Below are 23,289 nucleotides of genomic sequence, written 5' to 3' on the forward strand. Positions count from 1 at the left end.
GGCGGGCGCGGCGCGGGGTCAGTCGGGGGGTGGCCGCTCGGGCTCCCCGGCGGTGAGCGCGCGCAGCTCGGTGACCACCTCGCCGGCGACGGTGGCCAGGGAGGCCACCGCACCGGAGACCAGGCGGCGCACCCCGGCGCCGTCGAGGCCGACGAGGGCACCGAGGCCCGCGGCGACGTCGAGCCCGGGCAGGGCCGGCAGGCCCGCCCCGCCGGCCGCCGAGCGACGGTCCTCGGCGAGCTCGGGGGACCAGCGCATGGCGTCGGAGGACACCGAGAGGTCGCCGGTGGCGCCGTCGATGGCCACGGTCACCGGGTCGGTCACCGGGGCGGCCCCCGGGTCGGCGACCGGGTCGGTCGGACGTGGCGCCGGACGTGACATGACCGCCTCCCGCCGCTCGAGCGTGCGTGGCGCCATCGTCGCGCGGGACCCGGGCGCGCGCCAGGGGCGGGCGTCAGCCCGTCAGCCGGGTGACGGCGAGGAGGGCGACGTCGTCCTGCCGCTGCCCGCCGGCCAGCTCGGCCAGCAGGCGGTCGCACAGCTCGTCGGCCCCCGCACCGGCGGACCGGGCCGCCGCCGCCAGCAGCAGCGCCAGGCCCGCGTCGAGGTCGACGCCGCGGCGTTCGACGAGCCCGTCGGTGTAGAGCAGGAGCGTGGCCCCGAGCGGCAGGACGCCGGACCACTCCTCGGCCCGGGCCGCCGGTGCGCCCAGCATCCGGCCGGGGTGCACCGGCAGCAGCTCCGCGTGGCCACCGGTCACCACCACCGGTGGCGGGTGCCCGGCCGAGACCACCCGCAGCCGCCCCGAGCCCGGCTCGAGGGAGGCGAACAGCGCCGTGGCCATGCGCTGCAGGCCGAGCAGCGACCAGCCCGCCTGCAGCCTCTGCAGCAGCGCACCGGGCGCGGGCCGGTCGGCCAGGTGCGCCCGGTAGACGCTGCGCAGCTGGCCCATGACCGCGGCGGCGGTGATGTCGTGGCCGACGACGTCGCCCACCGCGAGCGCCACCTCCCCCTCGGAGAGCGGCACGACGTCGTAGAAGTCGCCGCCGACGTCGGCGCCCCGCCCGGCGGCGAGGTAGCGCACCGCGACCGCCAGCCCGGGGACCGGCGGCGGGGCGGGCGGCAGCAGGTTGGCCTGCAGGGTGTGCGAGGTGCCCGCCTCGAGCTCGAAGCGCTGGGCGCGGTCCAGCGTCTGGGCCACCTGCAGCGCCAGCTGCTCGGCCACCTCGACGTCGGCCGGGCGGAACGGGCCGCGGCTGCGCCCGGTGCCGAGGGTCAGCACGCCCAGCACCCGGCCGTCGGCGACCAGCGGCACGGCGAGCAGGTCGGCGAGCCCGAGCGCGCCGGCGATCTCCCGGTGCCGGTCGTCGGTCGCGATCCGGGCCAGCCAGTCGTCGGTCACCTCCCGGACCCACACGGTCCGGCCCCACCGCAGCGCCTCCGCGGTCGGGTGCCCCCCGCGGCGGCGCGGGAGGTGCCGCTCCCCCAGCTCGGCCACCGGCCCGGCCAGCGCCGGGTCGGCGTGCCGGGCCACCGGGCGGGTCAGCCCGTGCTCGGTGGTGAGGTCGACGACGCAGAGGTCGGCCAGCCGGGGGACGACGAGGTCCGCGAGCCGCTCGGCGCTCTCGGCGACGCCCGGGGCCTGCGCCAGCAGGCGGGCGGACTCCAGGAGGAACGCCGAGCGGGCCGCGTGCCGCACGGTCTCCTCGTGCAGGCGCACCCGGACCAGCGTCTGCGCGGCCTGCCGGCCCAGCGTCGCGAGCAGCTCCTCGTCGGCCCGCGGCAGCTCGCCGCGCGTCCCCGGCTCGGTCAGGTCGACCAGCTCGGTGTCCCCCGCCGCGCCGAGCACGAGCACGAGGACCCCGAGGTGCGCGGTGTCCGCCCCCACCGGAACCAGCACCAGCGACTCCTGCCCGGCCGCGGTCAACCGCTCGGCCAGGCCGGGCCAGACCGCGCGCAGGCCGGCCCCCAGGCGCACGGTGTGCACCGCGCCGTCGCGCACGAGCTCGGCGCCGGCCGCCGCGCCGGCCATCTCGGCGAGCCAGTCCGCCGGCAGCCCAGCGGAGGCCACCAGCTCGACCGCGGGCACCGGCCGCGGCTCGCCGTGCTCCTCCTCCCGCCGCACCGCCTCCCCGCGCTCCCCGGCCAGCCACAGCGCCGCCCCGCTCGCCCCGACCGCCTCCCGGCTGCGGGACACCAGCACCTCGGCCACCTGGCGCGCCGAGGTCGCCGCGGCGAGCTCGGACACGACGTGCTGCACCGTGCGGGACCGCGCCTCGGACTCCGCGGCGACCCGCTGGGCGTCGAGCAGCGCCCGCTCGTACCGCCGCCGCGAGGTCGCCTCGAAGACGGTGGCGCGGACCAGCACCGGCGCGCCCGAGCGGTCGCGGACCTCGACGGCGTTGACCAGGCACGGCAACGGGGTGCCGTCGGCGCGGACGACGTCGAGGGCGACCTCCCGCACGGCCCCCTGCATGCGCAGCAGCGGGGCCATGTGGGTCTCGTAGAACACCTGCCCGCCGACGCCGAGCAGCTCGGGGAAGCGCCGCCCGAGCACCGTCGCGGCCGGCCGGCCCAGCCACTCGCAGAAGGTGCGGTTGACCTTCACCAGCCGCCCGTCGGGGGTGGCGGAGAAGTAGCCGCAGGGCGCGTTCTCGTACAGCTCGGCGGGGTCGTCGTCGAGGAGCCGGTCGAGCTCCGGCGGCCGGTCGGCCGGGGAGCCCGCGGGAGGCGGGGCCACGGCTCAGCGAGCGCCGAGGAAGGCCCGGATCGCGGCGGTCGTCTCCTCGGGCGCGGACAGGTTCGGGCAGTGGCCGGTGGCCGCCAGCTGGGTGAACACGCTGCCCGGCACGTGCTCGTGCACGTAGCGGCCGACCACCTCGGGGGCGATGGTGTCCTCGCTGCACTGCAGCACCAGGGTGGGGACGGCGACGCCCGGCAGGTCGGCCCGGTTGTCGGACAGGAACGTGACCCGGGCGAACCGGCGGGCGATCTCGGGGTCGGTGCGGCAGAAGCTGTTGGTGAGCTCGGCGGCCAGCTCGGGCCGGTCGGGGTTGCCCATGATGACCGGGGCCATGGCCGCCGACCAGCCCAGGTGGTTGCTGTCCAGGCTCTCCAGCAGCGCGGCGACGTCGGCCCGGCTGAAGCCGCCCGCGTAGCCCTCGTCGTCGACGTAGCGGGGGCTCGGCCCCACCATGACGAGCGCCCCGATGGCGTCCGGGGCCTGCTGGGCCGCCAGCACCCCGATCATCGCGCTCACCGAGTGGCCGACGAACACCGCGTCGGCCAGCCCCAGCTCGCGGCAGATCTCGACGACGTCGGCGGCGTAGCCGCGCAGCGAGCCGTACCGGTCGGGGTCGTAGGCCGACAGGTCCGACCCGCCGGCGCCGACGTGGTCGAACAGGACCACCCGGTGGTCGGCCTCGAACTCGGGCGCGACGAAGCGCCACATCGACTGGTCGCAACCGAACCCGTGCGCGAAGACCATCGGCCGCGCCCCGGCGACCCCGCTCTCGCGGACCCGGTTGCGCTCCCGCACGCTCACCCGTCGAAAATATCCGGACGCTGCCGTCCTGTCTGCCCCGTCGCGGCCGCCGCCGGAGGGGCGTGCCCGGGCCCGGTCGGCCGCTCTCAGTAGCGGGACGTGCCGCAGTCCGCGCAGCGCTTGCGCGGCGGGCGGGTCTCCCGCCGGCAGTTCGGGCAGGTCCACGCGGTCCGGTCGATGCGGGGGCGGCGGGGCCGCCGGGTGGTCGGCCGGCCGCTGGTCGCGGTGCTCATCAGGTCCTCCTCGAAAGGGTGCGCCCCCGACGCTAGGGAGGGCACGTGTCACCGGGGTGACCTGCACGTTGCCGTCCGGGTCGGGCGGTGTGACCTCACCTGCAGGGGCCCGGCCCGACCGCCCGGCGGCGATGAGTCCCGCTCCCCGGGGCGGTCATCCCTGCATGCCCGCGACGTTCGTGCTCGTCCCCGGTGCCGGTGGCCAGGCCTGGTACTGGCACCGGCTGGTGCCCGCGCTCGAGCGCCGCGGGCACACCGCCGTCGCCGTCGACCTGCCCGCCGAGGACGACGCGGCCGGTCTCGACGCGTACGCGGCGGTGGTCGCCGACGCCGCCCGGGGCCGGGACCGCCCGGTCGTGGTCGTCGCCCAGTCGATGGGCGGGCTGTCCGCGCCGCTGGCCTGCGCGCGGGTCCCGGTCGACCGGCTGGTGCTGCTCAACGCGATGGTGCCGCGCCCGGGCGAGACCGGGGGCGAGTGGTGGGCGGCCACCGGGCACGAGGCGGCCCGGGCCGCGGCGGCGGCCGCGGCCGGGTGGCCGTACGACCCCGCGGACCCCGACGGGGACCTCGACGACGCCTTCCTGCACGACGTCCCGCCCGAGGTGGTCGCGACCGCGCCGGGGCCGGTGGCGCAGTCGGGCACCCCGTTCACCGAGCCGTGGCCCCTGGCCGCGTGGCCGGCCGTGCCGACCCGGGTGCTCGCCGGCCGCGACGACCGCTTCTTCCCGCCGGCCTTCCAGCGGGCGGTCGCCGCCGAGCGGCTCGGCCTCGACGTCGAGGAGGTCCCCGGCGGCCACCTGGCGGCGCTGAGCCGGCCGGCCGAGCTGGCCGACGCGCTGGTCGCGGGGCCCGGGGTCAGCCGGAGCGGCTGACCCGCCCACCGGGAATGCCGGGGCACCATGGGCGTTCCTGTCTTCCCGCAGACGAACGCCCACGCGAGGAGCCCCGTGCCGCCGACCGCACCGACGACGCAGCCCGAGGTCGCCGCCCACCCCGAGCTCGCCGACGAGCAGCAGTACGTGTCCGACCTCTACACCCGGCTGGACGCCGCCCGCGCCCTGGCCACCGAGCGGCTGCGCCAGGCCATCTCCTGGCCGGCCGTCGACCCGCAGGCCCTGCACGAGCGGGACGCCACCGTGCGCTTCCAGACCGAGCGGGTCACCGCGCTGGACGCGGCCGAGGCCGGGCTGTGCGTCGGCCGGATCGACCGCACCGAGGACGGCCCGCTCTACATCGGCCGGATCGGGCTGGCCGCCGACGACAACGGCGGCGACCCGGCGCTGGTCGACTGGCGGGCGCCGGCCGCCCGGCCGTTCTACACCGCCACCCCGGTGCACCCGCTCGGGGTCAGCCGGCGCCGGCACATCCGCACCCGCGGGCGCCGGGTCGTGCGCCTCGACGACGAGGTGCTCACCGGCGGGGTGATCGACGGCCGGGTCGGCTCCGGCCTCACCGGCGAGGCGGCGCTGGTGTCCGCCCTGGACACCGCGCGCACCGGCCGCATGACCGACATCGTGCGCACCATCCAGGCCGAGCAGGACGCCGTGATCCGCGCCGACGACCGGGGCGTGCTCGTCGTCCAGGGCGGGCCCGGCACCGGCAAGACCGCCGTGGCGCTGCACCGCGCCGCCTACCTGCTCTACACCCACCGGGAGCGGCTGGCCCGCCGCGGGCTGCTGGTCGTGGGCCCCACCCCGACGTTCCTGCGCTACATCGCCGACGTGCTGCCCTCCCTCGGCGAGACCGGCGTGCTGCTCGCCGGCCTGGGCCAGCTGCGCCCGGGCCTGGACGCCCGCGGCACCGAGTCGCCGGCGAGCGCCGCGGTCAAGGGCCGGCTGGAGATGGTGCAGGTGCTGGAGCGGGCCGTGGCCGACCGGCAGGTGGTCCCCGACGCCCCGCGCGAGGTGGTCGTCGACGGCTTCCCCCTGCGGCTGCGCCCGATCGACGTCCGCCGCGCCGGCACCGCCGCCCGCAAGGCCGAGCGGCTGCACAACCTGGCCCGGCCCGAGTTCGCCCGCCGCGTCGTCGACACGCTCACCGCGCGCTACGCCGAGCGGATCGGGACGGGAATCGAGGGCGGCGCGTCGCTGTTCGACCGCGGCGACCTCGCCGCGCTGCGCCGCGAGGTCGCCGAGGCCCACGCCGTCCGGGCCCTGCTCCAGGAGCTGTGGCCGGTCCTCACCCCCGAGCGGCTGCTCGCCGACCTCTACGCCGACCCCGCGCGCGTCGCCCGCGCCACCCCGGGCTGGGACGACGGCACGCGTGCGCTCCTGCACCGTCCCCGCGGCCGCGGGTGGACGCCGGCCGACGTCCCGCTGCTCGAGGAGGCCGAGGAGCTGCTCGGCTTCGACGACAGCGCGCAGCGGGCCCGCGCCGAGCGGGACCGGCGGCGCCGGCTGGCCGAGGCGCAGGAGACCCTCGACGTGCTGCACGGGTCGCGCTCGATCGACCTGGAGGACGAGCACCTCGAGGCCGAGGTGCTCAGCGCCGGTGACCTCATCGGGGCCGAGGAGCTCGCCGAGCGGCAGCGGGCGGTGGACACCCGGACGACGGCCGAGCGGGCGGCGGCCGACCGCACCTGGACCTTCGGCCACGTGGTGGTCGACGAGGCCCAGGAGCTCTCGCCGATGGCCTGGCGGCTGCTGGTGCGCCGCTGCCCGACCCGGTCGATGACCGCGGTGGGCGACCTGGCGCAGACCGGGACGGCGGCCGGGGCGGGCGACTGGGGGGAGGCGCTGCGCCCGCACGTCGGTGACGCCTGGCGGCTGGCCGAGCTGACCGTCAACTACCGGACGCCGGCCGAGATGATGGACGTCGCGGCCGACGTGCTGGCCGCCGCCGGCACCGGCGCGACCGCCCCCCGCTCGGTGCGCCCGGCCACCACCGCGCCGTGGGCCGAGACGGTCGGCGAGGAGCACCTCGCCGGGCGCGCCGCCGAGGTCGCGGCCGGGTTCGCCGGGCAGGAGGGGACGGTCGCGGTCATCGCGCCCGCCGCGCGGACCGGCGAGCTCACCGCGGCCCTGGCCGGCCGGCTCCCGCGGGTGTCGGCCGGCGCCGACGCCGACTCCTCGCTCGGTCCGGTGGTGCTGAGCCCCGCCGAGGCCAAGGGCCTGGAGTTCGACTCGGTGCTGGTCGTCGACCCGCAGGGGGTCCTCGACGAGGGCCCGCGCGGGCACAACGACCTCTACGTGGCGCTCACCCGCGCCACCCAGCGGCTCGGCGTCCTGGCCCCCGGCGACCTGCCCGCGGAGCTGGCCCGGCTGCGCTGACCGGGCGGCGCCGGAGCGCGGCCGGCGTCGCGCGCCGGCGGCGGGCCCTCAGCGCCGGCGCGCGACGCCCTCGTGCACGGCCACCACCGCGAGCCCGAGCAGCAGGCCGAGGGCGCCGAGGCCGACCAGCCCGGCGTTGACCGCGGTGTTGTCGAGCTCCGCCCAGACGATGCCGACCGCCAGCGCGAGCAGGCCCGCCACCCCGAACAGCGGGGCCAGCCACCTCGTCGTCTCCACCCGGGCCTCCCCACGTCGCCGACCGGCACCGATCAGAGCACGGCCCGCCGCCGTCCCCGACCGGCTCCGGCGCGCCCGTGACGCACCGCGACGACGTCAGCCGGTGCCGTGCACGCGCAGCACCACGCGGTCGGCCGGGAGCGCCGGGATCCGCCGCAGCGAGATCGTGAGGTCCTGCTCGGGGACGTCGGCGCGCAGCCGGGCCAGCCGGGCCCCGAGGGCCGACAGCAGCGCCACGGTGATCTGCTCGCCCGGGCAGCGGTGGCCGGTGCGGGGGTCCCCGGCTCCCTGCGGGACCAGCTCCCACGGGTCGATCTCGCGGTCGAGGAACCGCTCGGGGCGGAAGGCGGAGGGGTCCTCCCACAGCTCCCGGTCGTGGTCGGTGTCGTAGAGGTCGACGAGCACCATCGCGTGGGCCGGGACGCGGACGCCGTCGAACTCCACGGCCCGCGGGGCGCGGCCGCCGATGAAGGGTGCGAACGGGTAGAAGCGGCGCAGCTCGTGGGCGAAGGCCTCGGCGTAGGCCGGGTCGCCGGCGGCCAGCCGCTCGCGCACGCCCGGCCAGTGCAGCAGCGCGTGCGCCGCGAAGGCCACGAACCAGCTCACCGCCACGGTCGGGCGGACGACGTTGAGCACCTCGACGGCGGCCACCCGCGGGTCGAGCTGCTCGCCCGAGGCGTCGCGGTGCCGCGCGACCGCGTCGACGACCGACCCCGCCGGCACCGCGCGCCGCCCGCCGCGGACGTCGGCGACCAGGTGCGCCAGCTCGGCCTCGCGGCGGTTGCGGGCCCGTCGCGCCCGCCAGTGCCGCGGGCCGCCGGTGGCGAAGCCGTCGACCATGGCGGTGAGGTCCCGGGCCATCGCCGGCACCCCGTCGTCCTCGAGCGGCACCCCGGCCCAGCCGCACACCCCCCGGGTGAGCACGCGGGCCGCCTCGTCGAACAGGACGACCGACCCCTGCCGCGCCCACCCCGGCACCGCGTCGTCCCAGGCCGCGGTGACCCGCTCCACCAGCGGCACGAGCGCGGGACGGCCGGGGGTGTCGTCCACGAGCAGGTCGACGAACAGCTGCTTGCGCACCCGGTGCTCGGGACCGTCGAGGGTGTGCACCGCGCCCTTGCCGAAGAGGGTCGCCTGCACCGGCTCCGGGATGGCGTGCGCGCGGCGCACGTGGTCCTCGTCGTAGACGAACCGCGCCCCCTCCGGGCCCTCGACGGCCAGCACGGGCAGCCCCAGGAGCCGGCCGCGCACCGTCCGGCGCCCGTCCTGCCGGCGGCGTTCGGGAAGCCACCCGTACCCGCGGCGGGCGAGGGCGAGGGAGTCGTCCATCCGGGGCAGGCGCATGCCCCGGGGTCTGCCCCGGCCCCCACGGGCCCATGCCTCAGCCGGGCCGCTGCTCCTGCACGCGGTCGTCGCGGGGCTGCGTCGCGCCGTCGGCCGGCGACCGCCCGCGGGTGCGCGACCCCAGCCGGCGCAGCAGCGCCGCGACCTCGGCCGTCGCCGAGGTCGTGACCCGCTCGGGCAGGTCCCGCTCGACCGCGGCCAGGCGGTCGGCCAGCGTCCGCTCCTCCTCGCCGAGCAGCCCGCGGTAGGCCGGGTCCAGGAGGTAGCCGGTGGGCGGGGTGGACAGGCAGCCGATGAGGTCGAGCAGCACCTCCAGCAGCCGGGCGGCCTCGGCCGGGCTGGTGCCGGCCGACGTCATCGCCACGGTGTGCACATCGCGCTCCCACAGCCGGGCGCGGGCCGGGTCCTCGCGCAGCGCGAGCACGGTGCCGCTGCGCCGCCGGGGCGCGGCACCGGGGGCCTGCACCGCGGTGCGCACCTGGTGGGCGATGCGGATCAGGTCGTCGTCCTGCAGGGAGGTGCCGACGAACAGGACGTGCCGGGTGAGCAGCAGCGAGTGCAGGACGCCGGCCAGCGCGGCGCGCGAGTCGCCGAAGGCCAGGTACTCCTCCCGGGTCAGGACGACGCTCTCCGGGTGGGCGGCGTCGCCGTGCAGCTTGAGCAGCCAGGGCCGGCCGGGCTCGGCCTCGTCGAAGGGCAGCACGGTGAGCTCGCGGCCGATGTCCCCGGCGGCGAGCTCCACGAGCGGGTCGTAGTTGGTGGTCACGTACTCCTGCACCGGCAGGTCGGCGAGCAGCGCGTGGGCCAGGGCGTAGCGGGCCGGGCCGAACCGCTCCTGCACGTAGGCCTGCAGCCGCTCGGCGCCGAGCTCGCGGGCCAGCAGGGCGGCGGCGTCCTGGGCCGGCAGGCCGTCCAGCCCGGCCCGCAGCCCGGCGTCCAGGCCGCTCCGCCCGGCCAGCTCGTCGAGCAGCTGCTCCCAGGTGGGCAGGCCGGCGGCGGCGCTCACCCCCGCGCCGGCGAAGACGGCGAGCTGGCCGCGGCGGGCGCGCTCCCCCAGGTCGGCCGCCACGGCGCGCAGCGGGTCGGGCAGCGCCCAGTTGGCGTCCTCGCCGCGGCGCACCCGCTGCGCCGCGGCCAGGTCGCTGGGCCCGCGCAGCACGAGGGCGATGTCGAGGCCGTGCCGCTCGGCGGCCTCCCGCAGCACCGGGATCAGCCGGGCCAGCAGGGTGCCCCGCTGCCCTGCCGCCCCGCCCCAGCCGGTGCCCAGCGCGGGCAGCGCGACCAGCCGCCGCGCGCGCCCGTTCACGGGCCGCTCCACCGGCCGCCGGGCGACGGCGTCGAGGGCCTCGCGGGTGCCGTCGAGCAGCCACGGCAGCGCGTCCCCGTCGTCGACCAGCCCGTCGTCGACGGTGTCGACGAGCCACACCTGCGGCGAGGGCCCTCCGGGCGCGCGGAGCACCCGCTCGGGGCCCGACCAGCCCAGCCGCAGGCAGAGGCCGCCGTCGTCCTCGGTGGCGACGAGGTCCTCCGGCAGCAGCTCCCGCCATCCGGCGGTGACCCGCAGCGAGCGGTCGGTGGGCACCAGGACGTCGTCGCACACCAGCCGACGGAGGTCGGCACCGACCGCGAACACGTGCCCCGCCACGGAGCCGGGCGTACCCGCCGCGCCCGCGGCGGGAACCGCGTCCCGGAGCGGGGTCGAGCGGCCGGTGACCCGGGTGCTCGGCCGACCGTGCGGGTCAGGCGCGGGGCAGGCAGCCCCCGGCGCCGCACGCGCAGCCGGCACAGGCGGCCGGCCGGGGCGCGGGGGCCGGCTGGTCGGGCACGGCCCGGCGGGTCGCCCCGCCGACGAGCAGGACGACCCCGAGCAGCGCGGCGACGAGGGCGGCGACCACGGTGGCCCCGCCGGTCGCCCGCTCCCACCCGCTGCCCAGCCAGGCGGCGGCGAGCAGGCCGGTGACCAGCGCGCACCAGACCAGCGCCGCCTGACCGCCCCGCCGGGCCTCGCCGCCGCGGCGGAGCAGGGCCAGCGCGCCGGCGAGCAGCCCGGCCGGCACCGCGACGAGCAGGACCCCGGCCGACAGCGGCTCGGAGAGCGCGGCGACGGCCAGGGCGGCGAGCCCGCCGGCGACCGCGGTCGCGCCCGCGGGCGACCGGCCGCCGGCCCGCGCGCCGGCGGCCCCCACGGCCAGGCCCGCGGCGGCGAGCAGCACGCGGGCGCCCCCGGACCAGGCGACCCCCGCGACGGCGAGGCCCAGCAGCAGCAGGCCGGCCGCGATCGACGCGGTCCGGCCGGTCGCGGCCGGGGAGCGGCCGGCGCGGGCGGTCGCCGGGGCGGTCGTCGTCGAGGCGTGTCCCACGGCGACCAGTGTCCCCCACCGCGGCGGTCACCCCGCGGGCGCCCGGCGGGCGGCCGCCCCGAGGCCTCCACCGACCAGGGCGGGGCGCTGCGCCTGCCGGCCCGGTCCCCGGGCGGCGACCGCAGGTCGTCCGCGGCGTGCTCGCCTGGCCCGGCGGGCAGCTGCTGGTGGTCACCGTCGGCCTGGTGGTCGCCGGAATCGGCGTCTACCACGTCCGGAAGGGGCTGCGGTCGCGGTTCCTCGGCGAGATCGACCTCTCCTCCTACCCCCGGCCGCTGCGCACGCTGGTCCACCGCTGGAGCCAACTGGGCTTCGCGCTGAAGGGGGTGGCCCTGGTGCTCGTCGGCACCGTGATGGCGTGGGCGGCGGCGGGCTTCGACCCCGAGCAGGCCACCGGGCTCGACGGCGCGCTGCGCGCGGTCGCGATGGGGCCCTACGGCGCGTGGGGGCTCACCGCCGTCGCCGTCGGGCTCCGGCTCGTTCGCCGTGTACTGCCTGGCCAGGGCCCGGCACCCGGTCGGCTGACCGGCCGCCGTCCGACCCGGCGGAGGCGCCGCCGCTGTGCCACGCTGATCATCGGGGTCGAGAGGGAGGACGGCGGGATGAGCGGGCACGGGACGACGGGCCGGGCCGCCGGCGCGGCCGGCCGCGCCGGGGACAGCGACGCGCTGGAGAACCTCGCGCGGGTGGGGCTGGTGGCCTACGGGGTGGTGCACCTGCTCATCGCCTGGCTGGCCCTCCAGCTGGCCTGGGGCGGGGGCAGCCAGGAGCAGGCCGACCAGGCCGGCGCGCTGGCCGTCCTCGCCGAGCAGCCGCTGGGCACCCCCCTGCTGTGGGTGCTGGGCATCGGCCTGGTCGCCCTGGCCGCCTGGCAGCTCGCCGAGGTGCTGCGCTGGCGCGGCGCGCTGTCCTCCTCCGGGGACGCGCGGAAGAAGGCCGTCGGCAAGATCGTGAAGTCGGTGGCCCGGGCCGTCGTCTACGCCGCCCTGGCGGTCACCGCCCTGCGCTACGCGACCGGCGGCGGCTCCTCGGGCTCCTCGCAGCAGCAGCAGGTCTCCGGCGTGTTCGGCTGGCCGGGCGGGCGCTGGCTGGTCGCCATCGCCGGGCTGGTCGTCATCGGCGTCGGCGTCCACCACGTGGTCAAGGGCGTCACGAAGAAGTTCCTCGAGCAGATCGAGCTGTCCCGGGCCTCCGCCGGCACCCGGCGGGTGGTGACCCGGCTCGGCCAGGTCGGCTACCCGGCCAAGGGCGTGGCCCTCGGCGTGGTCGGCGGTCTCTTCGTGTGGGCCGCGATCACCTTCGACCCGGCCAAGGCCTCGGGCCTGGGGGGTGCGATGCGCACGCTGCTGGAGGCCCCGTTCGGGCAGGTCCTGCTCACGCTCGTCGCCCTGGGCATCGCCGCCTTCGGCGCGTTCGTCCTGGCCCGGGCCCGCTACCCCGAGCGGACCTGACCTGCCGGCCTCCCCCGGGCGGGCCGCCCAGCCGCTGGTCGACCGCCTGCACCGGGCGGTCGAGCACGCCCGCGAGGTCACCGACCACCCGGTGCTCGAGCACGTCGCGCGGGCCGGGCTGGTCGCCTACGGCCTCATGCACTTCCTCATCGCCTACCTGGCGCTGCAGCTGGCCTGGGGCGTGCCCGCCGCCGACGCCGACCAGACCGGGGCGCTCAAGGCGCTGCACGGGGCCCCGGCCGGCCCGGTCCTGCTGTGGGTCGTGGGGCTGGGCATGCTCGCCCTGGCAGTGTGGCAGGCCGGCGAGGTGCTGCTGTGGTGGCGCGGCCTGCTCGACGCCGACCACCGCGCGCGCACCTGCTTCGTCTGCGCCAAGTGCCTGGCCAAGGCGGCCGTGTACGCCGTCCTCGGGGCCACCGCGCTGCTGTTCGCCGTGGGCGTCACCTACCAGGCCGACGAGCGCCTGCAGCACCTCACCGACGAGACCCTGGAGGTCCCCGGCGGCGCGGCCATGGTGGGGGCGGTCGCCGTCGCGGTGGTGGGCGTCGGGGCCTACACGCTGGTCCGCGGCCTCACCGGCGGCTTCATGCGGGACATCGACCTGCCCGCCGCACCGGACCGCTGGGAGCCGCTCATCGAGGGCCTCGGCCGGGTCGGCCACGTCGCGAAGGGCATCGCCTTCGGCCTCGTCGGGGTGCTGCTGTTCCAGGCGGCCGTCACCGAGGACGTGTCGACCGCGACCGGCCTGGACGGCGCCCTGACCACCATCGGCTCGGCCGGCGCCGGGCCGTGGCTGCTGACGGCGGTCGCGGCCGGTTTCGCCGCGTACGGGGTCTACGCCCTGGCCCGCGCCCGCTACCCCGACCGGGACCCGTCCTCGTGACCCGGCGGACCCGCGGCAGCCGCTGGCAGGCGGTCCGCGCCACGGTGACCGGGTCGCTGTGGCCGATCCCCACCATGGCCGTCACGGCGGCGGTGGGCCTGGGCATCGGCCTGACCGAGCTGGACCAGGCCCTGGCGTTCGGGGACAACCCGGCGCAGTTCGTGTTCACCGGCGGGCCGTCGGCGGCGCGAACGGTCCTCTCGGCGATCGCCTCGTCGCTGATCTCGGTGACCACGCTCCTGTTCTCGCTCACCATCGTCACCCTGCAGCTGGCCAGCAGCCAGTACTCCCCCCGGCTGCTGCAGACCTTCGTCCGCGACCGCGTCGTGCAGATCTGCCTGGGCGTGCTGCTGGGCACCTTCGTCTACGCCCTCGCGGTGCTGCGCACCGTGCGCTCGGCGGACGAGGCGCAGGGCTCGTCGTTCGTCCCCCGCATCTCGGTGACCGTCGCCTTCGTCCTCGCGCTCGCCTCCGTCGCCGCGCTGGTGACGTTCCTCAGCCACCAGACCCGGCAGCTGCGGGTCGAGACGATGATGCGCGACGTGCACGCCGAGGCCTCGCCCACGGTGCGGCGCATCGACCGCGAGCTCGACGAGGACGACCAGCCCGACGAGGACCTCCCGCCGGTGCCCGAGCGCGCCCGCCCGGTCTGCGCCCGGCACAGCGGCTTCTACGTGCAGCTCGCCGAGGCGCCGCTGCTGGAGGCGCTGGCCGGCTCCGGCGCCTCGCTGCAGCTGGCGGTCCGCCCCGGCGACCCGGTCATCGAGGGCACGCCGGTGGGCTGGGCCTGGACCGACGCCCCGGGCACCGAGGTGCCCGTCGAGGACCTCGAGGCCGCCCTGGGGCGCCATCTCACCCTCGCGTACGAGCGCTACGACCTCGGCGACCCCAGCTACGGGCTGCGCAAGCTGGTCGACATCGCGGCGCGGGCGCTGTCCCCGGGCATCAACGACCCGACGACCGCGGTGCACGCGCTGTCGCACGTCTCCGCCCTGCTCGGGCAGGCCACCGCGCGCGACACCCGGCACCGCCGGGTCAGCGACGAGACCGGCCGGGAGCGGCTGCAGATCGCCTCGTGGGACTTCCCCGCGTTGATGGACCTCGCCCTCACCCAGCCCCGCCTCTACGGCAGCGAGGACCCCACCGTCGTCGCCCGGCTCTTCGCCCTGCTGGCCGAGGTGGCCTGGCGGGCGCGGACGCCGCGGCAGCGCGCCGCCGTGCTCACCCAGCGCGACGCCCTCGCCGGGCAGTGCGCGGCCGACCCGCCCACCGGCCGCACCGCCGCGGACGTGCGGCGGTGGGCCGGTGCGGTGGACGCCGCCCTGGCCGGCCGGTGGGAGCCCCTGTTGGGGCGCTGAGCGGAGTGGATCCCGGAAGGACCCCCTGCTCCCCACCACTCGCACGCTCGCGGCGGGCCCCCTGCAGGGGGCCACGCCGACGGATCCACTCCGCTCAGCCCCGTCCGCTAGCCGCGCGGGCCGCCCGCGACGTAGAGCACCTGCCCGGAGACGAACCCGGCCCCCTCGCTCACCAGGAACGAGACGGTGTGCGCGATGTCCTCGGGCTGCCCGGCGCGGGCGACCGGGATCCCCGCGGCCCGCTCGGCGACGTACTCGTCCCAGTCCCGGCCGAGCCGCGCGGCGGTGGCCCGGGTCATCTCGGTGACGATGAAACCCGGCGCCACGGCGTTGGCGGTGACCCCGTACTTCCCGAGCTCGACGGCGAGGGTCTTGGTGAACCCCTGCAGCCCGGCCTTCGCCGTGGCGTAGTTGGCCTGGCCGCGGTTGCCCAGCGCCGAGGTGCTCGACAGGGTGACCACGCGCCCCCAGTGCGCCTCGACCATGTGCGCCTGCACGGCCCGGGTCATGAGGAACGACCCGCGCAGGTGCACGTGCATGACGAGGTCCCAGTCGGCGTCGGTCATGCGGAACAGCAGGTTGTCCCGGGTGACGCCGGCGTTGTTGACCAGCACGAGCGGCGGCCCGAGCTCGGCGGCGATCCGTGCGACCGCGGCGCTCACCTGGTCGGCGTCACCGACGTCGGCGCCCACGCCGAGCGCCCGCCCGCCGGCCTGCTCGATCCCGGCCACGGTGCCGGCGGTGTCCTCCTCGCGCAGGTCGAGCACCGCGACCGCGAAGCCGTCGGCGGCCAGCCGCCGGGCGGTGGCCGCGCCGATGCCCCGGGCGGCGCCGGTGACGACGGCGACGCGCTGCGGGCCGCCCGCGACGGCCTCGCTCACGCGCCCACCCGCTCGAACAGCGCGGCCAGGCCCTGCCCGCCGCCGATGCACATCGTCTCCAGCCCGTAGCGGGCGTCGCGCCGGACCATCTCGCGGGCCAGCGTGGCCAGGATCCGCCCGCCGGTGGCGCCCACCGGGTGGCCGAGGGAGATGCCCGAGCCGTTGACGTTCATCCGGTCGAAGTCGCCGGGGGTGAAGCCCCACTCGCGGGTCACTGCGAGGACCTGCGACGCGAAGGCCTCGTTGAGCTCGATGAGGTCGACGTCCTCGAGCGCGACCCCGGCCTGGTCGAGGGCCTTGGCCGTGGCCGGCACCGGGCCGATGCCCATGGTGCGCGGCGGCACGCCGCCGATGCCCCAGGACACCAGCCGCACCAGCGGGCGCAGCCCCAGCTCGGCGGCCCGCTCGGGGGAGGTGACCACGCAGACGGCGGCGCCGTCGTTCTGGCCGGAGGCGTTGCCCGCGGTGACGGTGGCCTCGGCGTCGTCCCTGCCCATGATCGGCCGGAGCTTGGCGAGGGTCTCCACCGTCGAGTCGGGGCGGATGTGCTCGTCGCGGTCGACGACCGTCTCACCCTTCCGGGACGTCACGGTCACCGGCACGATCTCGTCGGCGAAGCGCCCCTCGTCGGTGGCCGCGGCGGCCCGCTGGTGACTGCGGACGGCGTACTCGTCCTGCTCCTCCCGAGGGATGCGGTACTCGCGGCGCAGGTTCTCGGCGGTCTCCAGCATCCCGCCCGGGACCGGGTGGTGCTGCCCGCCGGCGGTGACCCGGCCGCGGGCCAGGCCGTCCTGCAGCAGTACGCCGGGCCCGGCCTTGACCCCCCAGCGCATGGCGTGCGTGTAGAACGGCGCGTTGCTCATCGACTCCGCGCCCCCGGCGAGGACCAGCTCGGAGGCGCCGGAGCTCACCTGCATGGCCGCGTAGAGCACCGCCTGCAGGCCGGAGCCGCAGCGCCGGTCGACCTGCAGCCCGGAGGCGGTCACCGGCAGGCCGGCGTCGAGGGCGGCGACCCGGCCCAGCGCGGGGGCCTCCATCGTGGGGTAGCAGTGCCCGAGCAGGACGTCGTCCACCGACTCCGGCGGCAGGCCGGTGCGCTCCATGAGCGCCCGGATCACCGTGGACGCGAGGTCCTGGACCGGCACGTCCCGCAGGGACCCCCCGAAGCCCCCCACCGGGGTCCGCAGGGGCTCGCAGATGACCGCATCTCGCACGGGGATCCTCCTCCTGTAGTCCACGACGAACAGGGCGAGTGTGCCCCGCGGCGGCACGGCGCGCGGCGGCACCCTCCCCCCGGGAGCGGGCGCGCGGGCCGCGGAGTCCCTAAGGTCCCCCCGTGGCCTGGCGGAGAGCGGTGTTCACCCTGTTCGCGGTCGCCGCCGGCACCAACGTGCCGACCCCGCTGCTCCTGGTCTACCAGGAGCGCCTGGGGCTGTCCGCCGAGGTGCTGACCGCGCTGTTCGGGTGCTACGCGGCCGGCCTGGTCCCCGCCCTCTTCCTCGCCGGCCCGCTGTCGGACCGGCTGGGCCGGCGCCGGGTGGCGATCCCCGGGGTGGCGCTCGCCGGGCTGGCGTCGCTGGCCTTCGCCCTCGCCGGCGACTCGCTGGGCTTGCTCTTCGCCGCCCGCTTCGCGCAGGGCGTGGTCAGCGGCGTGGTCTTCAGCGTCGGCAGCGCCTGGGTCGGCGAGCTGTCCCTGTCGGCCGGGGACGGCGCGGGCGGGCGCCGGGCGGCGGTCGCGATGACGGCCGGCTTCTCGCTCGGCCCGCTCACCAGCGGGCTGCTCGGCGAGTTCGGCCCCGCCCCGACCGTGCTGCCCTACCTGCTGCACGCCGCACTGGTGGGGGTCGCCCTGGCCGTGGCCGTGCGGCTGCCCGAGACGGTGCCCGCCGCCCCGCGGCGCAGCCGGGTGCCGGACGCACCACCGGCGCCGCTCCTGCCCCCCGGCAGCGCCGTCCTGGCGCTCACGGTCGTGGCGCCGGTCGCGGTGTGCGTCTACGCCTTCCCCTCCTCGGTGATCTCCGCGGTGCCGCTGCTCGGGGAGCTGCCGGCCGGCGGGGTCGCGGTCACCGGCGTGCTCGCCGGGATCACCCTCGGGGCCGGGACGCTCGTCGCCGGCCTGCAGGGCCGGCTGGGCGCGTGGACGGCGGTCACCGGCGCCGCCCTGGGGGCCGTGGGCTTCGGCGCGGCCGCGCTGTTCGTGGCCACCGGCGCCTGGCCGTGGCTGCTGGCCGCCGCTCCCCTGCTCGGCTCCGGCGGTGGGCTCTGCCTGGCGGCCGGGCTCACCGCCGTCGGGCGGCTGGCGGCGCCGACCCGGCGCGGCGAGCTGACCTCGGTCTTCCTCGCCTGCGCGTACCTGGGGTTCGCCGTGCCGTTCCTCATGGCGATCGCGGCGCGGGCGACGTCCCCCGCCGTCCCGCTCGAGGCGGCCGCCGTCCTCACCGCCGCCCTCGCCGTGCGGCTGGTCCCGGTGGCCCGCCGCCGGGGCCTGTAGGACGCGGACGGCGCCCCCTCCCGGGTGGGAGGGGGCGCCGTCACGGCCTCGTCCCCGGGACCCGCGGCGCGCGGAGCGTGTCGCGGGGTGGGACGAGGTCCTCTTTCAGTCGGCCTCGGAGGCGAGGTCCTCGGCCAGCTCACCCTGGAAGGACTCCTGGGCGACGACGGCGGCGCCGGGCACGTCGGCGGACGGCCGGAGGATGAAGCTCTCCAGGCTGGGCGACTGGCCCTCCTCGAACCCGCGGATGTCGACGAGCAGGCCGCCGGTGTCGACCTCCTCGAGCTCGCTGAAGGCCTGGTACACGCCCTCGCGGGTCAGGTCGCCGTTCTCGCAGGCCGTGTCGAGCACCTGCTTCATGACCTCACCCATGCCGTACCCGTAGATCACGCCCTGGCTGGGGTTGGCGATGTCCGGGTTGCTCTCCTGGAACCGGGCCAGCAGGTCGGGGTGGGCGTCCCAGGCCGCGAACGGCGCCGCGACGTACAGGTTGTCCTGCAGCGGCTGCGCGGCCGGGCCGTCCATCAGGCCGGGCGCGAACACCGGGTTGTTGCCCAGGATCGGCACGTTGAGGCCCTGGGACTGGGCGGCCACCGCCACCGACGCCGTCTGGGCCGGCGCCACGGTGAGGACGATGGCGTTGACGCCGGCCGCGTTGAACTGGCTGACGATGGCGCTCATGTCCTGCTCCTGCGTGGTGATCTGTGCCTCGATGAGGTTCAGACCGCGCGCCTCGGCGACCGCCTGGCTGCCCTCCAACCCGTTGGCGCCGTACTCGCCCTCGAAGTAGATGTGGCCGACCGTGTCGCCGTCGGCGAGCAGGCCCTGGTCGAACAGGTACTGGTAGCCGTTGGCGATCTCGACGTCGTAGGTGGCGCCGAGGACCCCGGTGCCCGGGATCAGCGTCAGCGTCTCCGACCAGGCGGAGGGGAAGTTGACGATCTGGTCGGCCTCGTACTCCGGGGCCAGGGCGGTGTTGATCGGCGAGCCGATCGTCTGCTGCATGGCAAGGACGCTGTCCTGCATGCCGGCGTAGAGCTGCACGCCGTTCTGCGGGACGTAGCCGGTGTCCTGGACCTCCAGCTGGACGTCGTAGGTGTCGCAGACCTGGTTGTCCTCCCAGAACAGCCGGTTGGCCTGGGTGATGTCGTTGCCCAGCGCGGCGAACACGCCCGTGAGGTCGGTGAGCACGCCGAGGGTGATGGTGTTGCCCTCGACGCCGACGTCGGTGGCGACGTCGCCGGCCTCACCCCCGCCGCCACCGCCCCCGTCGTCCTCGGCTCGCGTGCCGCAGCCGGTGGCGACCACCGCGAGGGCGGTCAGGGCGGTGGCGGTGCGGAGTGCTCTACGTCGCGTCATGCTGGGTCGCTCCCTTGGGCTGGGCGTTCGGACACGTTGGTGCTCTGGCCAGACGTGCTGGACCGGTCGAGGGGTGGTCGGGTCGTCTTGCCGCCGGGTCGGTGTCGACGTCGGCGGAAGCGCTGGGCGAACCCGGCCAGGCCGGCGGGCTCGAACATGATGACGAGGATGATCGCCAGGCCGTAGAGGTAGCGGGCGGCCTCGCCGGCGGCGAGGCCGCCGCCGGCCCCGCCGACCAGCGGGAGGATGTCGGCGTAGCGCTGGAAGACCAGCGGCAGCCCGGCGACGAAGATCGCGCCGAGCGCCGCGCCGCCGACCGAGCCCAGCCCGCCGAGCACGATCATCGCCAGGTACTGGATCGAGACGAACAGGCCGAAGGACTCGGGCGCGATGCTGCCGATGCTCAGCGCGTACATCACCCCGGAGAGGCCGGCGTACATGGAGCTCACGAGGAACGCCCGCGCCTTGTACGCCTGGACGTTGACGCCCATGACCGAGGCGGCGACCTCGCTGTCCCGCAGCGTCTCCAGCGCCCGGCCCGGGCGGCTGCGCAGGATGTTGCGGGCCACCACGAAGGCGCCGAGGGCGAGGACCAGCCCCAGGTACCAGAGCCGCTCGGCCTCCCGGTACGGCACGCCGAGGACGGAGAACTCCGGGTCGGCGCTGCCGAAGCTGAAGCCGAAGAGGGTGAAGTCCGGGACCGAGCGCCCGTTGAAGCCACCGGTCACCGACGTCCAGCTGTTCAGGACGTGCTGTCCGATGAACACCAGCCCGAGCGAGGCGACACCGAGGTAGATGCCGCGCAGCCGGCCGGCGATCGGGCTGAAGATCAGGCCCGCGAGGCCGGTGATGAGGACCGCCAGGACCATGCCGACGATCGGTGGCCACCCGAGGCCGGAGACGGTGGTGTCGCCGAAGCCGCCCTCCGTGCCCGAGAGGTACGTGTAGCTGACGGCCCCGACGGCGAGGAAGAACCCGTGCGCGAGCGACAGCTGCCCGGTGTTGCCCACCAGCAGGTTCAGCCCGATGGCGCCGACGATGGCGCCGGCGACGGCGAAGCCGGTGCGCAGCCAGAAGGCGTCGAAGTACAGCGGGAACACCAGCAGGAAGAGCAGCACGACGCCGATCAGCACCGGCTTGACGAAGGACTGCCAGGTGCGGCCCGGGCGGCCCGCCGCGGACCCGGCCGGTTCGCGGGTGGCCCCGGGCGCGAGGGTCTGCTCAGACACGGGTCAGCTCCTTCGTGCCGAAGAGGCCGGACGGGCGCACGAGGAGGACCAGCAGCATGACGATGTACGGGACGACGCTGCCGAAACCGCGCCCGAGGAACAGCATCTCGTCCTGGTAGCCGGCGGCCATCGTCTCGGCGACGCCGATGAGCAGCCCGCCGACGAGAGCGCCGCCGGTGGAGTCCAGGCCGCCGAGGATGGCCGCCGGGAACGCCGCCAGCGCCACGGTGTACACCGCCGGGCTGACCCCCGGGGTGGGTGACCCGACGAGGAACAGCGCCGCCACGGCGGCCAGCGCGCCGGCCACGACCCAGGCCAGCGCGGAGACCTGCCCCTGGCGGATGCCCATGAGCGCGGCCGTCTCGCCGTCCTCGGCGGAGGCGCGCATCGCCACGCCCCAGCTCGAGTACTTGAAGGCCAGGAAGAACAAGCCGATGAGGACGGCGGCGACCAGCATGGCCACGCCCCGGTTGACGCTGATGCCGACACCGCCGGCGCGGATGAAGTCACCCGCCCACGGGTGCGGCACGTTGAGGATGTCGGAGCCGATCCGGCGGATCAGGTCGGTGAGGATGATGATGTCGACGCCGATGGTGACGATCGCCAGGCTGATCACCGGGGCACCGCGCAGCTGGTTGATGATCAGCCGCTCGATGATCAGCGCGGCGACCGCGGTCACCACGATCCCGAGCAGGGCGGCGCCGACGAAGCCGAGGTCGTCCGCGGTCACCGCGATGGTGTAGGCGCCCAGCAGCAGCAGCGACCCGTGGGCGAAGTTCACCACCTCGCTGGCCTTGAAGATGATCACGAAGCCGAGCGCGATGAGCGCGTAGATCGTCCCGAGCGAGATGCCGTTGACGAGCAGGGAGAGGAACTGGGTCACGAGGGCGTCCCGGGCGTGTCGGAGGGGTGGGTGGCGGTGGCCCCGGAGCTCGAGCCGGGGGCGGGACCACCGGGGGCCCCGTGGTGGGCGGTGAAGGACCCGGCCGGCGTCTCGTCCTCGCCGGAACCGAGGTAGGCGCGGATCACCTCGGGGTCGGCCTGGACCTCGGCGGGGGTGCCGTCGGCGATGCGGCGGCCGAAGTCGAGCACCGTGACCCGGTCGGCCAGCGACATGACCATGCCCATGTCGTGCTCGACGAGGATGATCGAGATCCCGAGCGCCGAGCGGATCTCCCGGATCGCCTCGGCCATCCGGTCGGTCTCCTCGGCGTTCATGCCGGCCACCGGCTCGTCGAGCAGCAGCAGCCGCGGCTCGGTGCACAGCGCGCGGGCCACCTCGACCCGCTTCTGGTCGCCGTAGGAGAGCACCCCGACCGGGGTGTGCAGCTTGGGCCCGAGCTCGAGGAAGTCGGCGATCTCGGCCACCCGCTCGCCGTGCCGGCGGCCCTCCCGCGTCGCGCGGGGCAGCCGCAGCCCGGCGGCGACGAAGCCGGCCTTGGTCAGGTGGTGCCGGCCGAGCATGAGGTTCTCGGCCACGCTCTGGGTGGGTGACAGGGCGATGTTCTGGAACGCCCGGGCCACCCCGATCCCGGCGATCTTGTAGGGCCGCATCGTGTCGAGCCGGTGCTCGCCGAAGCGGACCTCGCCCTCCGAGGCCTTATAGACCCCGGAGAGGACGTTGAACATCGTCGACTTGCCCGCCCCGTTCGGGCCGATGATGGCGTGGATGGTGCCGGGCGCGACGCCGAACGAGACCCCGGAGAGCGCCTGGATGGCGCCGAACCGGACGGTGACGTCGCGGACCTCGAGCGGCGGGACGTCGCTGCGCACCTGGTCCTGGTGCACCTCGGCGGTCATGCCGTCCACCGCGAGAGGGTCTTGCGGGGCCCGGTGGTCAGGCGCTCCTCCTGCGGCGTCTCGCTCCCGTGGCCCAGGTACAGGCGCTGCACCTCGTCGGTCTGGGACAGCTCGCGGGCGTCCCCGGACAGCGACACCTCCCCGACGTCGAGCACGTAGGCCAGGTCGGCGACGCCGAGGGCCATCGTGGCGTTCTGCTCGACGAGCAGCACCGAGGTCCCCTGCCGGTTGATCTCGGCGATGACCTCGCCGATCTGCCCGATGATGCGGGGCGCCAGACCGAGGGAGGGCTCGTCGAGCAGCAGCAGCTTCGGGCTGGTCATGAGCGCCCGGCCGATCGCCAGCATCTGCTGCTCGCCACCGGAGAGCAGCCCGCCGCGCTGGGAGCCGCGCTCCTTGAGCACCGGGAACAGGTCGTGCACCCGCTGCAGCGCCTTGGCCTTCGCGGCCTTGTCCCGGCTGCTCAGCCCGCCGGCCCGGAGGTTCTCCTCGACGCTCAGGCGGCTGAAGATGCGCCGCCCCTCGGGCACCTGGACCACGCCGAGGCGGACGATCTTCCCGGGGTCGCGGCGCACCAGGTCGACGTCGTCGAGGCGCACGGTGCCCTCCTCGACCCGCCCCCGGTGCAGCGAGAGCGTCCCGGAGATGGTGCGCAGCAGCGTGGACTTGCCCGCGCCGTTGCTCCCGAGGACGGCGACCACCTTGCCGTCGGGGACCTCCATGGTCACGCCCCGGACCGCCTGGACGGCACCGCCGTAGGTCACCCGCAGGGAGTCGATCCTCAGCACGGAGCAGCCACCCACCCGCACTGGTTGCACGTGGCAACGGATTGTGAGCCAGAACACATGAG

Annotated in this window: 21 protein-coding genes; 6 read left to right on the forward strand and 15 right to left on the reverse strand. The window is 76.6% G+C overall.

Annotation, left to right across the window (positions count from 1 at the left end; translation table 11 throughout):
- Positions 1-18: 18 nt before the first annotated feature.
- From D0Z06_RS12515 to D0Z06_RS25360, 4 genes are all read right to left on the reverse strand, one after another.
- Positions 19-381: a hypothetical protein gene (locus D0Z06_RS12515; RefSeq protein ID WP_233517636.1), complete on the reverse strand. Its 363-nt coding sequence runs from the start codon at positions 379-381 to the stop codon at positions 19-21.
- 73 nt (positions 382-454) lie between these two features.
- Entirely contained in the window at positions 455-2,740 is a 2,286-nt protein-coding gene (locus tag D0Z06_RS12520) for a SpoIIE family protein phosphatase (RefSeq protein WP_117377758.1), read from the reverse strand.
- A 3-nt stretch (positions 2,741-2,743) separates the two neighbouring features.
- On the reverse strand, positions 2,744-3,544 hold the full coding sequence (locus D0Z06_RS12525) for an alpha/beta fold hydrolase (protein ID WP_233517637.1): 801 nt from the start codon (positions 3,542-3,544) through the stop codon (positions 2,744-2,746).
- Between the two features lie 86 nt (positions 3,545-3,630).
- On the reverse strand, positions 3,631-3,777 hold the full coding sequence (locus tag D0Z06_RS25360; RefSeq protein ID WP_158579972.1) for a hypothetical protein: 147 nt from the start codon (positions 3,775-3,777) through the stop codon (positions 3,631-3,633).
- Between the two features lie 164 nt (positions 3,778-3,941).
- On the opposite strand from D0Z06_RS25360, the gene D0Z06_RS12530 reads away from it, so the two are divergent.
- Complete coding sequence (locus D0Z06_RS12530) at positions 3,942-4,649, forward strand: alpha/beta fold hydrolase (protein WP_117377759.1); 708 nt, start codon at positions 3,942-3,944, stop codon at positions 4,647-4,649.
- 75 nt (positions 4,650-4,724) lie between these two features.
- Positions 4,725-7,046, forward strand: coding sequence for a HelD family protein (locus D0Z06_RS12535; protein WP_233517638.1), 2,322 nt, complete (start codon positions 4,725-4,727; stop codon positions 7,044-7,046).
- Between the two features lie 48 nt (positions 7,047-7,094).
- Here D0Z06_RS12535 and D0Z06_RS12540 read toward each other — a convergent pair whose 3' ends face one another.
- The 4 genes from D0Z06_RS12540 to D0Z06_RS12555 form a co-directional block, all read right to left on the reverse strand.
- Positions 7,095-7,283 (reverse strand): hypothetical protein, encoded by a 189-nt coding sequence (locus tag D0Z06_RS12540; RefSeq protein ID WP_117377761.1) that lies wholly within the window; start codon positions 7,281-7,283, stop codon positions 7,095-7,097.
- Positions 7,284-7,379: 96 nt separating this feature from the next.
- Positions 7,380-8,627, reverse strand: coding sequence for a cytochrome P450 (locus D0Z06_RS12545; protein ID WP_117377762.1), 1,248 nt, complete (start codon positions 8,625-8,627; stop codon positions 7,380-7,382).
- Between the two features lie 37 nt (positions 8,628-8,664).
- On the reverse strand, positions 8,665-10,272 hold the full coding sequence (locus D0Z06_RS12550; RefSeq protein ID WP_117377819.1) for an SIR2 family NAD-dependent protein deacylase: 1,608 nt from the start codon (positions 10,270-10,272) through the stop codon (positions 8,665-8,667).
- A 94-nt stretch (positions 10,273-10,366) separates the two neighbouring features.
- Positions 10,367-10,987 (reverse strand): hypothetical protein, encoded by a 621-nt coding sequence (locus D0Z06_RS12555; RefSeq protein ID WP_117377763.1) that lies wholly within the window; start codon positions 10,985-10,987, stop codon positions 10,367-10,369.
- A gap of 137 nt (positions 10,988-11,124) precedes the next feature.
- Here D0Z06_RS12555 and D0Z06_RS12560 point away from each other — a divergent pair, with 137 nt between their 5' ends.
- The 3 genes from D0Z06_RS12560 to D0Z06_RS12570 all read left to right on the forward strand — a co-directional run bounded on the left by D0Z06_RS12560 (position 11,125) and on the right by D0Z06_RS12570 (position 14,679).
- A complete protein-coding gene (locus tag D0Z06_RS12560; RefSeq protein WP_158579973.1) occupies positions 11,125-12,438 on the forward strand; it encodes a DUF1206 domain-containing protein in 1,314 nt (437 codons plus the stop codon).
- A 91-nt stretch (positions 12,439-12,529) separates the two neighbouring features.
- A complete protein-coding gene (locus D0Z06_RS12565) occupies positions 12,530-13,321 on the forward strand; it encodes a DUF1206 domain-containing protein (RefSeq protein WP_233517639.1) in 792 nt (263 codons plus the stop codon).
- On the forward strand, positions 13,318-14,679 hold the full coding sequence (locus tag D0Z06_RS12570; RefSeq protein WP_117377765.1) for a DUF2254 domain-containing protein: 1,362 nt from the start codon (positions 13,318-13,320) through the stop codon (positions 14,677-14,679). The genes D0Z06_RS12565 and D0Z06_RS12570 overlap by 4 nt, the downstream gene beginning before the upstream one ends.
- 107 nt (positions 14,680-14,786) lie before the next feature.
- Here the strand turns inward: D0Z06_RS12570 and fabG are convergent, their stop codons facing one another.
- Positions 14,787-15,560, reverse strand: coding sequence for a 3-oxoacyl-ACP reductase FabG (gene fabG, locus D0Z06_RS12575; protein ID WP_117377766.1), 774 nt, complete (start codon positions 15,558-15,560; stop codon positions 14,787-14,789).
- Positions 15,557-16,774: an acetyl-CoA C-acetyltransferase gene (locus D0Z06_RS12580; protein WP_117377767.1), complete on the reverse strand. Its 1,218-nt coding sequence runs from the start codon at positions 16,772-16,774 to the stop codon at positions 15,557-15,559. Before D0Z06_RS12580 ends, fabG begins: the two co-directional genes overlap by 4 nt.
- A gap of 122 nt (positions 16,775-16,896) precedes the next feature.
- On the opposite strand from D0Z06_RS12580, the gene D0Z06_RS12585 reads away from it, so the two are divergent.
- Positions 16,897-18,051: an MFS transporter gene (locus D0Z06_RS12585; RefSeq protein WP_199522284.1), complete on the forward strand. Its 1,155-nt coding sequence runs from the start codon at positions 16,897-16,899 to the stop codon at positions 18,049-18,051.
- A gap of 105 nt (positions 18,052-18,156) precedes the next feature.
- Here the strand turns inward: D0Z06_RS12585 and D0Z06_RS12590 are convergent, their stop codons facing one another.
- Genes D0Z06_RS12590 through D0Z06_RS12610 form a run of 5 tightly spaced genes read right to left on the reverse strand, consistent with a single transcriptional unit; the run spans position 18,157 to position 23,227 of the window.
- A complete protein-coding gene (locus D0Z06_RS12590; protein ID WP_117377769.1) occupies positions 18,157-19,410 on the reverse strand; it encodes an ABC transporter substrate-binding protein in 1,254 nt (417 codons plus the stop codon).
- Complete coding sequence (locus D0Z06_RS12595) at positions 19,407-20,639, reverse strand: branched-chain amino acid ABC transporter permease (protein WP_117377770.1); 1,233 nt, start codon at positions 20,637-20,639, stop codon at positions 19,407-19,409. Before D0Z06_RS12595 ends, D0Z06_RS12590 begins: the two co-directional genes overlap by 4 nt.
- A complete protein-coding gene (locus D0Z06_RS12600; RefSeq protein WP_117377771.1) occupies positions 20,632-21,522 on the reverse strand; it encodes a branched-chain amino acid ABC transporter permease in 891 nt (296 codons plus the stop codon). Before D0Z06_RS12600 ends, D0Z06_RS12595 begins: the two co-directional genes overlap by 8 nt.
- On the reverse strand, positions 21,519-22,439 hold the full coding sequence (locus D0Z06_RS12605; protein ID WP_117377772.1) for an ABC transporter ATP-binding protein: 921 nt from the start codon (positions 22,437-22,439) through the stop codon (positions 21,519-21,521). Before D0Z06_RS12605 ends, D0Z06_RS12600 begins: the two co-directional genes overlap by 4 nt.
- On the reverse strand, positions 22,436-23,227 hold the full coding sequence (locus tag D0Z06_RS12610; protein ID WP_117377821.1) for an ABC transporter ATP-binding protein: 792 nt from the start codon (positions 23,225-23,227) through the stop codon (positions 22,436-22,438). Before D0Z06_RS12610 ends, D0Z06_RS12605 begins: the two co-directional genes overlap by 4 nt.
- Positions 23,228-23,289 lie beyond the last annotated feature (62 nt).

Origin of the sequence: Geodermatophilus marinus, assembly GCF_003428645.1 — a bacterium.
In the GTDB taxonomy this organism is placed as follows: Bacteria; Actinomycetota; Actinomycetes; order Mycobacteriales; family Geodermatophilaceae; genus Geodermatophilus.

Bases quoted from the DNA above. Each gene is read 5' to 3' on its own strand.
- D0Z06_RS12605 (WP_117377772.1), bottom strand. From the start codon at position 22,439: ATGACCGCCGAGGTGCACCAGGACCAGGTGCGCAGCGACGTCCCGCCG.
- D0Z06_RS12590 (WP_117377769.1), bottom strand. From the start codon at position 19,410: ATGACGCGACGTAGAGCACTCCGCACCGCCACCGCCCTGACCGCCCTC.
- D0Z06_RS25360 (WP_158579972.1), bottom strand. From the start codon at position 3,777: ATGAGCACCGCGACCAGCGGCCGGCCGACCACCCGGCGGCCCCGCCGC.
- D0Z06_RS12545 (WP_117377762.1), bottom strand. From the start codon at position 8,627: ATGCGCCTGCCCCGGATGGACGACTCCCTCGCCCTCGCCCGCCGCGGG.
- D0Z06_RS12530 (WP_117377759.1), top strand. From the start codon at position 3,942: ATGCCCGCGACGTTCGTGCTCGTCCCCGGTGCCGGTGGCCAGGCCTGG.
- D0Z06_RS12515 (WP_233517636.1), bottom strand. From the start codon at position 381: ATGTCACGTCCGGCGCCACGTCCGACCGACCCGGTCGCCGACCCGGGG.